This is a genomic window from Geobacillus subterraneus (genome assembly GCF_001618685.1).
GTDB classification, from domain to species: Bacteria; Bacillota; Bacilli; order Bacillales; family Anoxybacillaceae; genus Geobacillus; species Geobacillus subterraneus.
In genome coordinates this window covers 2563667-2582254 of sequence record NZ_CP014342.1, presented here as the reverse complement: position 1 = coordinate 2582254, position 18588 = coordinate 2563667, and the positions used below count along the sequence as shown (strand labels likewise).

At 52.0% G+C, this 18588-nt stretch carries 14 protein-coding genes; 10 read left to right on the top strand and 4 right to left on the bottom strand.

What is annotated here, in order from left to right:
• The first annotated feature begins 172 nt into the window (after positions 1-172).
• Positions 173-1342, top strand: coding sequence for a DUF418 domain-containing protein (locus GS3922_RS12545; RefSeq protein ID WP_063166622.1), 1170 nt, complete (start codon positions 173-175; stop codon positions 1340-1342).
• Positions 1343-1354: 12 nt separating this feature from the next.
• On the opposite strand, the gene GS3922_RS12540 is transcribed toward GS3922_RS12545, so the two are convergent.
• A complete protein-coding gene (locus GS3922_RS12540; RefSeq protein ID WP_063166621.1) occupies positions 1355-1525 on the bottom strand; it encodes an aspartyl-phosphate phosphatase Spo0E family protein in 171 nt (56 codons plus the stop codon).
• Positions 1526-1857: 332 nt separating this feature from the next.
• Here GS3922_RS12540 and GS3922_RS12535 point away from each other — a divergent pair, with 332 nt between their 5' ends.
• The 3 genes from GS3922_RS12535 (at position 1858) to GS3922_RS12525 (ending at position 6232) form a co-directional block, all read left to right on the top strand.
• Positions 1858-2763 (top strand): fumarylacetoacetate hydrolase family protein, encoded by a 906-nt coding sequence (locus GS3922_RS12535; protein ID WP_063166620.1) that lies wholly within the window; start codon positions 1858-1860, stop codon positions 2761-2763.
• Between the two features lie 138 nt (positions 2764-2901).
• Positions 2902-3255, top strand: a complete 354-nt coding sequence (locus tag GS3922_RS12530) for a YisL family protein (protein ID WP_063166619.1) — start codon at positions 2902-2904, stop codon at positions 3253-3255.
• Positions 3256-3379: 124 nt separating this feature from the next.
• Complete coding sequence (locus tag GS3922_RS12525; RefSeq protein WP_063167407.1) at positions 3380-6232, top strand: EAL domain-containing protein; 2853 nt, start codon at positions 3380-3382, stop codon at positions 6230-6232.
• A 114-nt stretch (positions 6233-6346) separates the two neighbouring features.
• On the opposite strand, the gene GS3922_RS12520 is transcribed toward GS3922_RS12525, so the two are convergent.
• Positions 6347-6895 (bottom strand): DUF2777 domain-containing protein, encoded by a 549-nt coding sequence (locus tag GS3922_RS12520; protein WP_063166618.1) that lies wholly within the window; start codon positions 6893-6895, stop codon positions 6347-6349.
• Between the two features lie 269 nt (positions 6896-7164).
• Between GS3922_RS12520 and asnB the strand changes: the two genes are divergently transcribed.
• Positions 7165-9012, top strand: a complete 1848-nt coding sequence (gene asnB / locus GS3922_RS12515; protein ID WP_063166617.1) for an asparagine synthase (glutamine-hydrolyzing) — start codon at positions 7165-7167, stop codon at positions 9010-9012.
• Positions 9013-9066: 54 nt separating this feature from the next.
• Here the strand turns inward: asnB and GS3922_RS12510 are convergent, their stop codons facing one another.
• Positions 9067-10419, bottom strand: coding sequence for an MATE family efflux transporter (locus GS3922_RS12510; RefSeq protein ID WP_063166616.1), 1353 nt, complete (start codon positions 10417-10419; stop codon positions 9067-9069).
• A gap of 126 nt (positions 10420-10545) precedes the next feature.
• Here GS3922_RS12510 and GS3922_RS12505 point away from each other — a divergent pair, with 126 nt between their 5' ends.
• Positions 10546-11406, top strand: coding sequence for a helix-turn-helix transcriptional regulator (locus GS3922_RS12505; RefSeq protein WP_063166615.1), 861 nt, complete (start codon positions 10546-10548; stop codon positions 11404-11406).
• Between the two features lie 73 nt (positions 11407-11479).
• Here GS3922_RS12505 and GS3922_RS12500 read toward each other — a convergent pair whose 3' ends face one another.
• Complete coding sequence (locus GS3922_RS12500) at positions 11480-13246, bottom strand: alpha-glycosidase (protein WP_063166614.1); 1767 nt, start codon at positions 13244-13246, stop codon at positions 11480-11482.
• Positions 13247-13495: 249 nt separating this feature from the next.
• Between GS3922_RS12500 and GS3922_RS12495 the strand changes: the two genes are divergently transcribed.
• The 4 genes from GS3922_RS12495 (at position 13496) to GS3922_RS12480 (ending at position 18567) form a co-directional block, all read left to right on the top strand.
• Positions 13496-14767 (top strand): sugar ABC transporter substrate-binding protein, encoded by a 1272-nt coding sequence (locus GS3922_RS12495; RefSeq protein WP_063166613.1) that lies wholly within the window; start codon positions 13496-13498, stop codon positions 14765-14767.
• 69 nt (positions 14768-14836) lie between these two features.
• Entirely contained in the window at positions 14837-16117 is a 1281-nt protein-coding gene (locus GS3922_RS12490; protein ID WP_063166612.1) for a carbohydrate ABC transporter permease, read from the top strand.
• Positions 16117-16959 (top strand): sugar ABC transporter permease, encoded by an 843-nt coding sequence (locus GS3922_RS12485; RefSeq protein ID WP_063166611.1) that lies wholly within the window; start codon positions 16117-16119, stop codon positions 16957-16959. Before GS3922_RS12490 ends, GS3922_RS12485 begins: the two co-directional genes overlap by 1 nt.
• Before the next feature lie 72 nt (positions 16960-17031).
• On the top strand, positions 17032-18567 hold the full coding sequence (locus GS3922_RS12480; protein ID WP_063166610.1) for an alpha-amylase family glycosyl hydrolase: 1536 nt from the start codon (positions 17032-17034) through the stop codon (positions 18565-18567).
• Positions 18568-18588: the final 21 nt, after the last annotated feature.

Sequence of the window (18588 nt, the reverse complement as noted above, 5' to 3'; positions counted from 1 at the left end):
GACAGAAAGCGAAAACGGCAGAAGGGCGGATCATGATATGTGGCGGAGGGCTTGGCGGTGCAAGGCTGACGACTGTTCCGTAATGGGGCGAAACGTTTGGCGATGACATGAGGGTGCCCGCTGAGTGAGCCGCCTCCTTCGGCATAGCGAAAAGATAGAAAGAAGGGGTTGTGTGACATCTTTATCGGCAGAACGGATCGCGGCGATTGACGTCCTGCGCGGGTTTGCCTTGTTTGGCATTTTGCTTGTCAACATGCGCTATTTCTCGTCGCCGGCGTTATATGTGGAAGACGTCGGCGGCAGCGCCCTCAACCGCGCGGTTGCCGCGGTCATCGATCTTTTGTTTGAAGCGAGCGCCTATCCGCTGTTTGCCTTTTTATTCGGATTCGGCACGGCCATCCTTTGCCACCGATTGCGCGAGCGCGGGAAGCGGCCGATTCCGATTTTGCTGCGCCGCTTCCTTCTTTTGTTGATGTTCGGCGCCATTCATGCGTTCGGCCTTTGGTTTGGTGATATTTTAATTCCGTACGCGCTTGCTGGGCTGATGTTGCTTTTGTTCATAAACGCCCCGCCGCGCTGGTGGCGGACGGCGGCGCTGGCCGGTTTTTTCCTTTTTCACAGCCTCGTAGCGTTGTTGCTGGCCATAAGTATGATGGCCGGATGGACGGGGGCAACTGAGGGCAAAGAGGCAGAGGCAGCTGCAGCCCTCCGCCATTACCAAAGTGGAACGTTTCGCGATGTGTTTTGGCAGCGATGGCACGATTGGTTGTATCTCAATAGCGATGGCGGGCTTCTATTTACGCTCTTGGCTGTATTGCCGTTTTGCCTTCTCGGCGCCTACGCCGCCAAAGAGCGTTGGCTTGAGGCCGAACGCTATCCGGCCGCGACGTTGCGCCGCTTCATGGGCGTGGCGCTATGCCTCGGCTTGGCGCTAAAAGCGATTCCGTACTGGATCGGGGCCAACACGTTGACGATGTATATCCAGGACAACGTTGGCGGCGCGGTTTTGGCGGTGTTCTACGCTGCTGCTGCTGTGTTTGTTTGCGGGAAAGCCAATGGGCGGCCGGCGTGGCGATGGCTGCAAGATGCTGGGAGAATGTCGCTCACCCACTATCTCGCTCAGTCGCTCATCTGCACGTCGCTTTTTTACAGCTATGGGCTCGGGTGGTACGGGCGGTTGAACGAATGGCAAGGAGCGCTATTGGCGATCGGGATCTATGCCGCTAGTTTATGGGCAAGCCGCCGCTGGTTCGCCCGATTTCGGTTTGGCCCGGTCGAATGGCTGTGGAGATGGGGAACGTACGGGATGCGTCCGCCTTTTCGGCGCCAGCCGGGCCAATAAAAAATCCGTCGCTTATTGGACGGATGGAGCAGGCGGTTCAAAAGCCATTGTTTGCCGCAAATATTGGTTGATCAATTGATCAAGTTCTTGGCTGCAGTGGATCGTTTCTTTTGCTGTAAACCCATGAGTGAGCGCCAATTCGATCATTTGTTGCCGTTTTTCTTCAATTAGCAAGAGAACCATTTCCTTCACCATCAATTCTATTGAAATGTTGGTTGAGGCTTGCTGCTGGGAGTGACCGAAGCAAGACCTTTGTTGTATGGCTAAGGTCGCAACCGACAGCCATAGTGGAAACTAAACATTATTATACATAGAACGACGGAAAAAGGAAGCGATTCGGGAAAATAAGTGGTAAATTTCCTAATTCAGACAAAATTCTACAAAAAACAGGACTTTTTCGCTTGGACGGCGAATAGAATGGGCGATGCGCCGCAATGGGGAGGGATGGACGGGTGCGGCCTGTATGCCCGTCCCTGTGTGCAGCGGAAGACTTAGGTAGAGAGGGAGAGGAAGCAATGAAATTCATTACGGCGGTTTTCAACGGAGAAACATGGGTCGGAGCGGTGCCGGAAGGGGAGGAGACGGCTATCCATTTGCGTCGTGCCGAACGAGCGATGGACGGCAAAGAGACGATTCCAGCGTCGATGCTAGAGGCCATCGCCCAAGGGGGCGCTTTTTTGGATCGGGCCCGGAAAGTCATCGATTGGGCGCTTCGCCACCCGGGGCCGGACTACGTCTATCGCCTTGGCGATGTTCGCCTCCTTGCCCCGATCCCACGGCCGGCGAAAAACGTTTTTTGCATCGGCAAAAACTATGTTGACCATGCGCTTGAATTAGGAGATGCCGCCGATGTGCCGAAACATGTAATCGTCTTCTCGAAAACGCCGACGACTGTCATTGGCCATGAGGAAACGATTTTGCGCCATGCGGATGTCACTGATGAAGTAGACTACGAAGGGGAGCTCGCCTTGATCATCGGCAAAAAAGGGCGGGCCATTCGCCGCGAAGAAGCGCTCGATTACGTATTTGGGTACACGATCATCAATGATGTGACCGCTCGTGATTTGCAGGAACGGCATCAACAATATTTGCTCGGCAAAAGCTTGGATACATTTTGTCCGATGGGGCCATGGATCGTGCCGAGCCAATGGGTTCCAAATCCGAACGATTTGCGCATCGAAACGCGGGTGAACGGCGAAGTGCGCCAGCAGGCGAGCACAAAACAGTTGATTTTTCCGATTGAATCGATCATTGAGACGATCTCAAAAGGCATAACGCTTGAGCCAGGCGATATTATTGCGACAGGAACGCCGGCTGGGGTCGGCAAAGGAATGCGTCCGCCGCGTTTTTTGCAAACGGGCGATGTCGTCGAAGTGACGATCGAAGGAATCGGCACGCTACGCAATAAAGTAGGGGAATGAGCCAAGGGAAAAGGAATCGTATGCAGATGAAAAGCGCCATCCAAAACGGAGGCGCTTTTCGCATTTCGTAATGTTTGTCAACGGCTCGCTGCCCATGCTATGATGAGGATGACCATGGAAAAGTTGGAGGGATCTCAATTGACGCATGTCCATATTACGAGCTGGATCATTATGATTATCTTGTTTTTGATCGCTGTGTCGATGCAGCGCTCAGGGGCGGCTAAAGCCAACATCGTACAAATGATTTTGCGGCTGTTTTATATTATAACGATCATCACCGGTTTGCTTTTGTTACATAGCATCGCCACGATTTCCGGACTTTACTTGTTGAAGGCGCTCGCTGGATTATGGGTAATCGGAGCGATGGAAATGGTGTTGATGGCGGGGAAAAAAGGAAAAAGCGCGGCGGCAGGATGGACGCAATGGGTGATTGCGCTCGTTGTGACGTTATTCCTCGGTTTGCTATTGCCGCTCGGCTTTGATGTGTTCTAAACAAAGCGGCAGCCTAACAGCGGGTTGCCGCTTTTTCTTGCGCAAAAAATGTGGTATGTTAAAACCAACGGTACTTTTCGAATGTTCAGAATGGTTTGATTAATAGAAGGAGGCGTCAATGGTTATGCGTTCGCTGCGCTGCCGCCATGCCGAGGAACTGCACCGGCTAGTCGAAGATGATTGTTCTGTGCCGCCCGAGTCGTTGTTCATCCAAGTCGCCGCTGACGATGAAGAAAAGGTGCGCCGCACGGTCGAGTTAGCGGCGCGCCGTTGGCCGGGCGCCCATCTTGTCGGGATGGCGGGGCCGTTGCCGATCATCGGCGAAACGACGTTTTTAGCCGACGTGATGTCAATGACGGAATCGAGCATTTCGTCGGTGGCATTCCCGGCGGTTGATGATGTCCATCCAGCCGAGCTGGCTGCAAAGATCGAAGAGGCGGCCATTCACGAAGAGACGGCATTGCTTTTGTTGTTTACCGATTGCCGTGCCGCTTTGCTCCCTCTTCTCCGCCATTTGCCGCTTGTGAACGAGCGGATGACCGTCGTCGGCTGCACCCTTCCGGACGGCTGCATTTTATTTTCGCGCGATGGCCGGCTTGATCAGGGAGTGGTCGCTGTCTCGTTCAGCGGTGCGTCACTTCGGGTTCGTTGTTTCTCCCCGTTTTTATGGGAACCGATCGGGTTGGCGTTTTTAATAACGAAAAGCGCTGGCCAACAGATTGACGAACTCGACGGGCAAAAAGCATCACTTTGTTTGGAACGGTATTTAGGGAAAGAGTTTATGGAGCGCTTACCGCTTTCCGGAATGGAGTTTCCGTTTGTTGTCGAGAGAAATGGGCAGTATGTTTGCCTGCCGATCACACGGGTGCGTGAAAACGGGGCGGTCGCGGTCAACGGTCATGTCAGCGAAGGGGAAAAAGTGAGGTTTGCCTACGTTCATGCTCCGTCGTTTTACTGGAGCATGCACGATCTGGCGGCGCAAGCGGCTAAGCAACCGATAGAAGAAATGATATTTTACTATAGTACGGCATTAGGAGGGTATACGCGCCCAATGCTCGAGGGGATGGTTTCAGCGTTCGGACAAGCCGCCCTCTTTCCGGCGATGGAAGTAATGGTCAAAGACGCGTATACAACCGTGCGGCTAGGGGCGTTTGCTGCCGTTTCGCTAGCGGAAGAGGCGGCGTCGGGACAGGGAGGGCCAGCTTTCGAAATGCCGCTGCCGCCGGAAGGGATCACGACATTAGCGCAGCTGATGTCGACATCGTCGCGCGATATGGAGCGGCTTTACGCCCGCCTGCAAATGTCTGAGCAGCGATATAAGTCGCTGTTTGAACATAATACCGATATCGTCTATTCCACCGATTTGCACGGCCGTTTTACGAGCGTCAATCCTGCTTTTGAACGAGTGCTTGGCTATAGGAAAGAAGACATTTTATATACCAATTCGCTCAAGTACGTTCACCCAAGTGACATTCCCCGCGTCACCCGCTATTTTTACCGGGCGCTGCGCGGAAATGTGCAAACATACCAGTTGGAAATTCCGACGAAGTCAGGAGAACAACTTCTTTTTCAAATGAAAAACATCCCGATTATTGTGGATGGAAAAAAAGTCGGCATTTACGGGATTGGGCACAACGTTACGGAGCAAAAGAAAGCAGAGGAGAAAATCGCCTACTTAGCGTACTACGATCCGGATACAAACTTGCCAAATCGGACGAAATGGATGGAGCTGTTTTCGAATCAACTGGAAAAAGCGAAACGGAAACAGCGGAAAGTAGCGGTCGCTTTCATCGATCTCGACCGGTTTAAATGGATTAACGACAGCGTTGGCCATTACGCCGGCGATGATATTTTGCGCCAACTAGTTGAGCGCATGAAGCGCGTACTGCCGGTCGGGGCGCAGCTCGGCCGGTTTCATGGCGATAAGTTTTGCTTGCTGTTTCCGTTAAAAACGAGCGCCGAGACGGCAGCCGAAACGGCGCTTCACCTCGTGCGCGAAGTGGCGAAACCGACAGTGTATGGCCAAAAAGAATTTTTTGTTACAGCCAGCATCGGGTTAGCCGTGTTTCCAGATGACGGAGCGGATGAACATACGCTGTTGCGCCATGCCGACATTGCAGTGAACAACGCGAAAAAAAGCGGCGGCAACCGGGTGGAGCGCTATTGCACACACATGAATGAGGAAGCAGTTCACCGGTTTGAAATGGGCAGCTCTTTGCGCAAGGCGATTGAAAAAAATGAACTGTTTCTTTGCTACCAGCCGATTGTCGATGTGCGTACCGGCGCGGTCATCGCCACAGAGGCGCTTATTCGTTGGCGGCACCCGGAGCTTGGACTGGTGCGGCCGGATGAGTTTATCCCGCTGGCTGAAGAGACCGGATGGATTCATGAAATCGGCCGGTGGGTGCTGCAAACCGCTTGCCGGCAGACGAAGCGGTGGCAGGACATAACGGGCAATGATCAATTAGCTGTTTTTGTCAATGTTTCTGCTGTACAATTTCAGCATGAACGATTTATTGATGATGTGAAACGAGCGCTCAAGCGGTCAACATTGCCGCCGTCATGCTTGCATCTCGAACTGACCGAACATTCAATGCTCCGTCATCTATCGAGCACGATGCGGACGCTCGATGAGCTAAAGCGGCTCGGCGTTGGCATCGCCGTTGATGATTTCGGGAGCGGTTATTCTTCATTCCATTATCTAAAGCAGCTGCCGGCGACCATTTTGAAAATTGACCGGGCGTTTATCGAACATTTGCATGCCAACGCGTCCGACGCAGCCATCGTTAGCGCGATGATTACAATGGGGCGCGGGTTAGGGCTGGAAACGATTGCTGAAGGGGTTGAGACGCCGGAGCAGCTCGAACGGCTCCGCGATTTGCAATGCAGCTACGCCCAAGGGTATGCGCTTTGCCCGCCGCTTGTGGCTGAAGAGGTGATGGCGTATATGTCAGAGAGGCAAAAAGAGCGGCAATAAGTAGTTGTTTCGACTCGACCAATGAAGGCTAAGCCGCCGCAGCATCCGGTAACGCAGTTGAGGCGAACGATCCGGTCAGCAGCAAAACGATGCAGCTGCCGACCGCTTTCGCCTTCAGCCGATTTGAGCGCAAATCGCTCGTTCACCGCTGTTAAACGTGATTTCAAATCGGTCGCTTGGCGCGTGGCCGCGCTCATAATAATGGTGGACATTGCCGATTTGCTCGGTGTTGTCATAAATGATGAAATTGACGCCGGCCGATTTGGCAAACAATAGACCGTTGTAGCAGTACAGGCAATCGTAAAGCGAAAACCCGAGGCTGTTCAGCCATTGAACGAACTGGAAAAAAGACGGATCAGGAAGCGAGGCAAGCCATTGCCGATACGCGTATGTCAGCCGTTTGCGGAAGCGGATACGGTCGCCGTTTGTCAGGGGAAAGATGCCGAGATCAGTAGCGATCGTGCCGGTGTCTTGCCATTGTCCGGACAGCCAGTGCCCATAGCGGAACAGCTCGATGCCTTGCTCGGCCATTTCTTCGACGAGAGCCGCTTCTTCCGCTTCTTCATCAAAAAATATCCATTCATTGTTCACAAACTCGACGGTTCCTTGCACGTAAGCTCGGGGCTGCTCCGCAATACATTGCAAGCGCTCTTCAATGCCCAATTTCTTTCATCCTCCTTGTATTTCTCTTTTTTTCCACTTTTTTGTTTGTTTATTCGTGTGGTTGTTGTCTTCGGACAATTCATCGAAATTACTGATAGTGCATAAAATGGAATCATGCCGATGCGGGGAGGGCTATCGCCCTGCTACGGAGAACGATAGCCGGAGATCGCCGCAAGGAAACAGAGGAACGGGCGATCGAAAGAACAATGTGAACAGTTCGGGCGAACAATCGTTATCTGCCATTTTTGATAAAGAAAGGATTGGTTCGTATGTGTGGCATCACTGGCTGGGTGCATTTCGGGCGCGATTTGCGCCGTGAGCAAGCGATTATTACCGGGATGACGGAGACGCTCGCCAAGCGCGGGCCGGACGATACAAATACATGGCTTGACACCCATGCCGCGTTCGGCCATAAGCGGCTCGTCGTTGTTGACCCGGCCGGCGGCAAACAGCCGATGATCCGGAACAAAAACGGACACCGCTACACGATCGTTTACAACGGTGAGCTGTACAATACGGAGGACATCCGTAAGGAGCTGCTGCGCAAAGGTTATCGGTTTGACGGCCATTCGGACACGGAAGTGCTGCTCGCCGCTTATATAGAATGGAAAGAACAATGTGTCGATTGGTTAAACGGCATTTTTGCCTTCGCCGTTTGGGATGAGGAGCGGGAGCTGGTATTTATGGCGCGCGACCGCCTCGGAGTCAAGCCGCTGTTTTACTGCCAACATGAAGAGGAACTGTTGTTCGGTTCTGAAGTCAAGGCCATTTTAGCCCACCCAGGCGTAAAAACGGAAGTCAGTTATGAAGGATTGGCAGAAGTGTTCGGGCTTGGACCGTCGCGCACCCCGGGGCACGGGGTGTTTTGCGGCATCCAAGAACTGCGCCCAGCACACGCGTTGACTTTCTCCCGCGCCGGGCTCCGCATCTGGCGGTACTGGAACGTTGAAAGCGACGTCCATCGCGATTCGCTCGAGGAAACGATCGAAAAGCTGCGCTTTTTATTGACCGATGCCGTCACACGCCAGCTCGTTTCCGATGTGCCGGTATGCACGTTTTTATCAGGCGGAGTCGATTCAAGCGCCATTACGGCGATTGCCGCCACCGCTTTCGCCGCCGACGGAAAAGGGCCGCTCCATACGTACTCGATCGATTATGAAGGGAACGATCGATATTTTCAAGCAAATGATTTTCAGCCAAATACGGACGCACCGTTTATCGAGCAAGTATCAAACAAGTTTCAAACGATCCACCACCGCTGCGTGATCACCCAAGAAGAGCTGTTCCATCATTTGCATGACGCGGTAATCGTCCGCGACGTTCCGGGCATGGCTGATGTGGACTCGTCGCTTCTTTGGTTTTGTAAACAAATTCGCGAGCAGTTTGTCGTCAGCTTATCCGGAGAATGCGCCGATGAAATTTTCGGCGGTTATCCGTGGTTTCATCGTCCGGACGACTTAGCGAGAAAAGGATTTCCGTGGATGCGTTCGATTGAAGCGCGCATCGGCTTGTTAAAAGACGAATGGCGGCAAAAACTGCGCCTTGACGACTACGTGCAAATGCGTTATGAAGAAACGCTTGCCGAAGTGCCGCGTCTTGAAGGAGAAAGCGCTGAGGCGGCGAAGCGGCGTGAGCTGTTTTACTTAAATATGATTTGGTTTATGACGACACTGCTTGATCGGAAAGACCGGATGAGCATGGGGGCAAGCCTCGAGGTGCGCGTGCCGTTTGCTGACCACCGGCTCGTTGAATACGTCTGGAATATCCCGTGGGAAATGAAAATGTACGGCGGACGCGAAAAAGGCATTTTGCGCAAAGCGCTGGAAGGGCTGCTCCCAGAGGATGTGCTCTACCGGAAGAAAAGCCCGTACCCGAAAACGCACCATCCGCAGTATACGAAGCTGGTGAAACAATGGCTCGAGCAGCTGCTTCGCGACCGTTCTTCCATCTTGCACGAGTTTTTCGATCAAGAAAAACTGACGGCGCTCGTCGAATCGGAAGGGAAGTCGTTCCAAGTGCCGTGGTTCGGGCAACTCATGACCGGGCCGCAGCTGCTTGCGTACCTTGGCCAAGTGCACGTTTGGTTTGACCATTACGGCATCCATATTAAAGAATAAGAGCTGCGCTGCAAGGCGCAGCTCTTATTCTATTTGATAGCGTGGAAAGTGGGATTACGCCATTTTTGCTTCCGGCGCCACCGCTTTTTTCATCCAGGTGCGCGACCGCCAGCGCCAAAGCATCAATAGCCCGCGCAGCCATTCATCAGCGATGAACGACAGCCAAATGCCGACAAGGCCAAAGCCGAAGGCAATGCCAAATACATACGCCACGGTCACACCGACTCCCCACATGGACAAAATGCCCATATAGACGGGGAATTGCACATCCCCGGCCGCTCGGAGCGAGCTGATGATGACTAAATTAAAAGAGCGCCCCGGTTCTAGGATGATCGTCAACAGCAATAGCTTGCGACCAAGGTCAATCATCGATCGGTCATCAGTAAAGAGCGAGAGCAGCGGCTCGGCGAACCAATAGGAAGCAGCGGCCAACAGCACCGAGATAGCGATCGCGCTATATAAACTTTTTAAGCAGCGGTCGTACGCTTCTTCGTATCGTCCGGCGCCAACGAAATGGCCGACAAGAATTTGCGTCCCTTGGCTGACGGCGATGCCGAACAAAAACACGAACATCATAATGTTTTGTGTATACACCCTAACGGTCAGCGCCTCGGCGCCGAGCCATGTGATGAAATAAGTGATGGCCATTTGCGCGGTATTGTAGGAAAGATGTTCCCCGGCTGCCGGAACACCGATTTTCAGCAGTGATCGCAAATGATAAAACGGCAGTGCGCGAAACGCTCGTGGGGCTAGGGAAATGCCCGTTCGTTTGTACAATAAAGCAACCAATACCGCCAAACCAATCAGCCGGCTTACTGCCGTGGAAATGGCCGCCCCTTCCGCCCCGAGGGGAGGAAGGCCAAACGACCCGAAAATAAGGAAATAGTTCCCAATGATATTCAAGATGTTCATGCCGATCGTGACATACATCGTGTCGCGCGTAAAGCCATAGCTTTTTAAGACAGCGCCGACCGTCATCATGAGCGCCTGAATGAATAAAAACCCGCCGACAATGGCCAAATAACGGTTCCCTTCATCAAGCAGCTCCGCCGGCAAATCCATCATTCGCAAAATCGACCGGCTAAACGCAGCTAAACTAGCGCTCAACAGCAGCCCAAACAACAAGTTCGCAGCGATGGAGACAAGCGATACTTCGATCGCTGCCTGTTCTCGCCGGGCGCCTAAATATTGCGCGACGAGAACTGCCGTCGCTAAGGCGACGAAGTTGAACAACACGATCGTCAAGGCGATAATTTGATTGGCGACCCCGACGGCGGCGACCGCATGATCCGAGTACTGGCTGAGCATGAGCGTGTCGGCGTTTCCCATCACCATATACAACATCGTTTCAATAAAAATAGGCCACGTCAATGAAAACAGTGACCACGTTTTGGCCTCACGGCGCATGTTGAGACAACTCCTTTTTCTTATTCCGACTTGAACGATATATCAAGTTTAGCCAGTTTGTTGCATAATGGAAAGAGAAAGAAACGATTTCACTTGTACTTTTCCGATAAGAAAAGAGGGACGATGATGGACTATGTCGCGTTTTCGCTGCCGCCGTTGCCTGTGTTCATTAAAGGGGCGGAAAGTGTATTCCCGACAGGAAAGCGCCATTTCCGCCGTACATTTACGGTCTTCGATTTGCTTTACGTCAAACAAGGCTGCTTATATATGACGGAAAACGGGCGTGAATTTGCTGTTGGCAGTGGGCAATATTTGTTGTTGATCCCGGGTCGGGAACATTACGGACATCGCCCGTGCCGTGAACGGACGGAACTCGTTTGGCTTCACTTTTCACTCCCGGATTATGACATTGTCGCTGATCATATCGCAAGTCGGCAAACGGTGGTGGAAAAAGAGGCAACGTACACTGAGCCGATCCAATATCGGCTCTCGATTCGCCAATATGGGGAACTAAAACAGCGGGAGCGGGCCGAACAGCTGCTCAGCCAGATCGTTGAGCCGAACGTGGAACGGGATCTCGACCGGCCGCTTCGGCAGCTGCTTTTGTTCGTTGAATTCCTTTGGCACTTGCAAAAGCAAGAGCTTTCCGTCCCGAACGCTTCCGAACAAGTCAGCGCCGCAGCGGTTGCGTATATCGAAAAGCACTTTCACGAGTCAGTGACGTTGGAGAGGCTCGCTCGCGAGCTTCGCTTTCACCCGGATTACATCACCCGGTGCATGCAGAAAACGATCGGGATGGGCTTCAGCCATTATTTGGCGTATTATCGGTTGTCAAAGGCGAAACAATGGCTGGCGGAAACGAATGAAACGATTGAGGCCATCGCGAAACGGGTGGGCATTGATGACAGTGCTTATTTTTCACGTTTATTTAAAAAAATGGAGGGGATGACGCCGACTGAGTACCGGCGCATCGCCCAGCGCGTGTAACGCCGGTACTCAGTCGGCAGCTGCACCGGTATTCACTGATTGGCTGCGGATCTTAGTTGCCTGCGAAACAGGCTCACCAGTGCTCCACCGCATAGAGGACAAACCCGTATGGCGGCAAAACGGCGCAAAGCGTTTCCGCCTCAGCCGCAAACCGTTCCCCGGTCAAGAGGTTGACGAGCCATTTTCCTCTTACGTCAAGCGGGATCGGGATATCGGCTTTTTCGCCGCTCCGATTAATAATGACCAACACGGTTTCGTTGCCATCTGTTTTTTCATAAATAAGAGAGTTTGTTTCGTCATCGGCATGAAGAAAGGTGATTTCCCCGCGCCGCAGCGCCTGATGCTGTTTGCGCAGCGCGATCAGCTGCTTGACGTGCTGGCGCAGTTCTTTGTTTTGTTGCTCCGGATCCCACACCATGCATTTCCGGCACTCTGGGTCGTTTCCGCCCGTCATGCCGATCTCGTCTCCATAATAAATGCACGGCGAACCTGTGAACGTCAGCTGAAACAAAAATAACAGTTTTGCTTTGCGGACATCGCCGCCGCAAACGGTGAGGATTCTTGGCGTGTCATGGCTGCCGAGCAAATTGAACGCGGCCTCATTGACGTTGTTTGGGTACGAATGAAGCACACGCACCATTCGATCGGCAAACTGGCGCGCGCCCATCTCTTCTTTGGCGAAAAAACGGAGCGCCCCGTCCGTAAACGGGTAGTTCATGACGGCATCAAACTGATCGCCGCGCAACCATGGCATCGCGTCATGCCAAATTTCCCCAAGGATGTATATGTCCGGTTTCTGCGCCTTCACCACCCGGCGGAACTCGCGCCAAAACTCGTGATCGATTTCATTGGCAACATCCAACCGCCAGCCATCAATATCAAATTCGCGAATCCAATATGTCGCGACATCAAGCAAATAACGCTTCACTTCCGGATGGGCGGTGTTCAGCTTTGGCATTTGCGGAACGAACGCGAACGTGTCGTAATTCGGCCGCGGCTCGGTTTGCAGCGGAAATTCACGAATGTGAAACCAATCCTTATATGTTGAGGACTCGCCGTTTTTTAACACATCTTGAAACGGGGCGAACTCGTAGCCGCAATGGTTGAATACGGCATCAAGCATGACGCGGATGCCTTTTTCATGGCAGCGTTGGACGAGTGTTTTCAACGTTTCTTTGTCCCCAAAATGCGGATCGATCTCAAAATAATCGGCGGTATCGTATTTATGGTTGGACGGCGCGCGAAAAATCGGCGTCAAGTAAATGCCGGTCACACCAAGGTCAACAAGGTAATCGAGATGGTCGATAATCCCCTGCAAATCGCCGCCAAAAAAGCTCGTCGGCGTCGGATCTTCGCTCCCCCATGGGCGCGCTCCTTCCGGGCTGATCGCCGGATTGCCGTTGGCGAACCGCTCAGGGAAAATTTGATACCAGACTGTATCCTTGACCCAATCCGGCGCCTCAAACAAGTCGCCCCGATGAACAAAGGGAAAACAAAAGTAGTAAGCCGTGTCATCGATTGGCGCCTCAACGTAAAACCCTTTTTCGGTATAAATGAGCTTCTCCTCTCCTGAGTGCAGCATAAACCCGTAGCGCAGCCGGCGGTATGGCGGTTTGACTTCGGCGAACCAATAGTCAAACAACTCGTCGCTTCCCGTTTTTCGCATCGGCATCGTTTGAAACTGCCAAGCGCCGTTCCGCCATTCGTATGGGTCGCCGTGCAGCAGCTCCACCTTGTCGACATCCCCTTTTTTGGTCCGAAGCCGAAGATGAAGCGTTTCGCCATCATAGGCATAGGCGAAGTTATCGGTCGGTCGGTGGTGGATTGCTTCTTTCCTCATTTGGCCTCTCCTCCTTCATATTTTCAAAAGCAATCGTTTGCATCATTATTATCCTCTGATTCAAGAGTACGAAAAGGGAGGGGAAAAGTCAAATTTAGTAGAAAAAAAGCTTGTAAAATGAAAATTAGGAGGTATAATAGAGATAAGCAGTGCAATCGTTTTCATAGAAATGGTTTTGGTTTGTTTGTGCAAACGATTTCCTTATGATTGGACTGCGAAGATTCTGTCATGGTAAATAGGAGGGGGATTATGAGAAAAGCGTTGTCGTTGTTTCTCATGGCGGTGCTCTTTGTCGGTCTGCTTTCCGCCTGCGGGCCGAAGCGGGATGCGGAGCAGCCAAAACAGACCAACAATGGGACCGAAGAAGCGAAGAAACCGGAAAAGCTGGTCGTTTGGGTGAACGATGATGAAAAACAAAAACAAGCATTGAAGGATATTTTCCAAAAGTACACGGAAAAAACCGGAATCAAAATCGAAATGGTCGCCGTCAACATGCTTGACCAAACGAAAAAATTGGCGCTTGACGGCCCAGCCGGCAAAGGGCCGGACGTGTTCTACCAGCCGCATGACCGCATCGGCGACATTGTGCTGCAAGGCTTGGCCGATCCGGTTGATCTTGGCGATGCGAAAGACGAGTACAGCGAGACCGCTGTCAATGCGGTGACGTATGACGGCCAAACGTACGGTGTGCCGGCGGTCGTGGAAACATACGGCGTGTTCTATAACAAAAATTTAGTGCCGGAAGCGCCGAAAACGATGGATGAGTTGATGAAGATCGCCAAAGAAAAAACGAATGCGGCCAAAGACCAATACGGCTTTTTAATGGAAGCGACGAACTTCTACTTCGTTTATCCGTTCTTCGCCGGCTATGGCGGCTATGTGTTCAAAAATGAAAACGGCAAATACGATACGAGCGACATCGGCTTGGCCAACGACGGGGCGGTTAAAGGAGCGGAGCTTGTCCAATCGTGGTTTAAAAACGGATACATTCCGAAAGAAATTACCGGCGATATTATGAACGGGCTGTTTACGAAAGGGAACGTAGCGGTCGCCATCACCGGCCCGTGGAACATTGCTTCGTACAAGGAAGCGTTAGGCGACAAGCTGGCGACAGCGCCGCTGCCGGTGCTCGACAACGGCGAACATCCGAAATCGTTTGTGGGTGCCAAAACATGGATGTTGTCCGCTTATTCGAAAAACAAAGAGTGGGCAGTCGATTTCATGAAGTTTGTGACGAACGAGGAAAATTCACTTCATTACTATGAAGTCGCCGGGGAAATGCCGGCAAACGAAAAAGCGTTGACGAACGAAAAAATCACGAACGACCCGCTGATCGCCGGCTTTGCCGAGCAAATCCAATACGGCGAGCCGATGCCGAACGTGCCGGAAATGTCGCAAGTATGGGAGCCGATGGGCAACGCGCTGCAATTTATCGCGAAAGGCGATAATCCGAAAGCAGTGCTCAGCGAAGCGGTCAAAACGATTCAAGACAAAATCGCGGCTAGCGGTGCTGGAAAATAATACGTCATATGGCGGTGGATAGGATCATCCCTATCCACCGTTCTTATCCATCGATAGGAGGGAGTTCCGATGCCGGAAGCGAACGTCCGTCATCGGCCGGCGGTGGCGATGGCGCTGTCATTGCTGTTTGCCGGCCTTGGACAATTGTACAACCGCCGCTATATCAAAGGAATTTTGTTCCTCATCATCGAAGCGGCGTTCCTTATCACCTTTTATAACTTTTTGAACATCGGGCTGTGGGGACTGGTGACCCTCGGCGAAATTCCGATGCTCGATCATTCGATTTTCTTGTTGATTCAAGGGCTTGTTTCCGTGATCATCATCGCTTTTGCCGTTGCGTTGCACGTTGCCAACGTCATTGACGCCCGCAACGACGCCCGCCGGCGGCAGCGCGGCGAGCCGTTTCCCTCGCTTGTTGAATCGTGCCGGAACGCATGGGACCGAGGGTTTCCGTACATCTTTGTCACGCCTGGGCTTGTCATGCTTTTGTTTATCGTTGTGCTGCCGCTGTTGTTCATGGTGTCGCTCGCCTTTACGGACTACAACTTGTATCATTCGCCGCCGCGGCATTTGTTGAATTGGGTCGGATTTGAAAACTTCAAAAACTTAGTCTCCATCCCGATTTGGAAAAGCACGTTTTTCAGCGTCCTTGCATGGACGATCGTCTGGACGGTCGTAGCGACGACGATGCAAATTGCACTTGGGCTGTTTTTGGCGCTGCTCGTCAACGATCCGCGCATTAAGTTTAAACGATTCATCCGCACGGTGCTCATTTTGCCGTGGGCCGTGCCGGCGTTTGTTACGATTTTAGTGTTTGCCGCGATGTTTAACGATAAATTCGGGGCGATCAACCGTGAGGTGTTGAGCTTGTTCGGGTTGTCGGTTCCGTGGATGACTGACCCGTTTTGGACGAAAGTGGCGCTCATCTTGATTCAAACATGGCTTGGTTTCCCGTTTGTCTTTGCGTTATTTACCGGTGTCTTGCAAAGCATTTCCCGCGATTGGTACGAAGCGGCCGATATCGACGGGGCGACGCGCTGGCAAAAGTTCAAATCGATCACCTTGCCGCATGTGCTGTACGCCACCGCACCGCTGTTGATTATGCAATACGCGGGGAATTTTAATAACTTTAACATCATTTACTTATTTAATGATGGCGGTCCGGCGGTGCGCGGACAAAATGCCGGCGGAACGGACATTCTCATTTCGTGGGTGTACGATTTGACGTTTACGACGAACAACTACAATATGGCAGCTGCGATCTCGCTCATCATCGGCTTGATCGTCAGCGGATTTGCTATTTACCAATTCCGGCGCACCCGTTCCTTTAAAGAGGAGGGGAACATGTAATGAACCGCAAATGGAAATCGCATATTGAAGTCACGCTCATTTACTTGTTTATTGCGTTTATGTTTGTTGTCATTGCCTATCCGCTTCTTTGGACCATCAGCATGTCGCTCAATCCGGGCACGAGCTTGTACTCGGCGTCGATCATTCCGGAAAAATGGACGCTCGAGCATTACAAGTGGCTGTTTACCAGCCCGCAAAGCGATTACTTGCTTTGGTATAAAAACAGCTTGTTTGTTGCGGCGGTGAACGCGGTGTTGTCCGTTTTCTTTACGGCGCTCATCGCTTATGCGTTTTCACGCTACAAATTCGTCGGGCGGAAAACGGGGCTGTATTTGTTTTTAGTCTTGCAAATGTTTCCCTCGCTTATGGCGATGGTGGCGCTGTATATTTTGCTGAACATGCTCCACCTGCTTGATTCGCTTTGGGGGCTCATTCTCATTTATGTCGGCGGGCAAATCCCGTTTAACGCCTGGCTTGTGAAAGGCTATTTTGACACGATCCCGCGCGAATTGGACGAGGCGGCACGCATGGACGGAGCCGGCCATTTCGGCGTCTTTTTCCGCATCATGCTGCCTCTAGCCAAGCCGATTTTGGCCGTTGTCGCCTTGTTTAATTTCATGGCGCCGTTTACGGACTTTTTGCTGCCGTCGATCGTCTTGCGCGATCCGGACAAATTTACACTGGCGGTCGGATTGTTCAATTTCATCAGCGACCGGTTTGCCAACAATTTCACCCGCTTTGCCGCCGGTTCGATTTTGATTGCCGCTCCGATTGCCATCGTCTTTTTGTTCTTGCAGCGATATTTGATTTCCGGCTTAACAGCAGGTGGCACAAAAGGGTAAGAACCGCTATCATAAATAGTGGGCTTACCCGTTTCCAAGCGGACAAACGGACAGTAAAGGAGGGAAACGGAAATGGGGAACCGTCTTGTTGTACTGTTCATCCTTCCGTTCCTTCTTTTTTATGCCATGCCGGCTACGGCGGCGGAAAAAGAAGAACGGACGTGGCAAGATGAAGCGATTTATTTCATTATGGTCGACCGTTTCAACAATATGGATCCGACGAACGACCAAGACATCAATGTCAACGACCCAAAAGGATATTTTGGCGGTGATTTAAAAGGGGTGACAGCGAAGCTCGATTATATTAAGGAAATGGGGTTTACCGCCATTTGGCTGACGCCGATTTTTGAAAACATGCCGGGCGGCTATCATGGGTATTGGATCAAAGATTTTTATCGCGTTGATCCGCATTTCGGCACGCTGGATGATTTGAAGACGCTTGTCAAAGAAGCGCACAAGCGCCATATGAAAGTCATCTTGGACTTTGTCGCCAACCATGTCGGCTACGACCATCCATGGCTTCGCGACCCGGCGAAAAAAGATTGGTTCCATCCGAAAAAAGAGATTTTCGACTGGAATGATCAAACACAACTAGAAAACGGATGGGTGTATGGGCTGCCGGATTTAGCGCAGGAAAATCCAGAAGTCAAGAAATATTTAATCGATGCGGCCAAATGGTGGATCAAAGAAACGGACATTGACGGCTATCGCCTCGATACGGTGCGCCATGTGCCAAAATCATTTTGGCAGGAGTTCGCCAAAGAAGTGAAATCGGTGAAACAAGACTTTTTCCTTCTTGGCGAAGTGTGGAGCGACGATCCGCGCTATATTGCCGAGTACGGCCAATACGGCATCGACGGTTTTGTCGATTATCCGCTGTATGGCGCGGTGAAGCAGTCGCTTGCTAGGCGCGATGCATCGCTCCGGCCGTTGTATGACGCCTGGGAATACAACAAAACGTTTTACGACCGCCCGTACTTGCTCGGGACGTTTTTGGACAATCACGATACCGTGCGGTTTACGAAACTTTCGATTGACAACCGCAACAATCCGATTTCGCGCATTAAGGTAGCGATGACGTATTTGTTCACTGCTCCGGGCATTCCGATCATGTACTACGGAACGGAAATCGCGATGAACGGTGGTCCGGACCCGGATAACCGCCGATTGATGGACTTCCGGGCTGATCCGGAAATTATCGATTATTTAAAGAAAATCGGCCCGCTCCGCCAGCAGCTGCCGTCGTTGCGGCGCGGCGATTTTACGCTCTTGTATGAGAAAGACGGCATGGCGGTGTTTCAACGCCGGTACAAAGAGGAAACGACGGTCATTGCCATTAACAACACGGGCGAAACGCAGCACGTCCATTTAACGAATGACCAGCTGCCAAAAAACAAGGAATTGCGCGGTTTTTTGCTCGATGACCTCGTCCGCGGCGATGAAGACGGCTACGATCTTGTATTGGAACGCGAAACGGCGGAAGTGTACAAGCTGCGGGAAAAAACGGGGGTGAACGTGCCGTTTATCGCCACGCTAGTCGCGGTTTACGCGCTATTCATCTTGTTTTTATACATGGTGAAAAAACGAGCCAAACGGGCAGATGAATAAGGAAAGCCGCGATGCATCAAC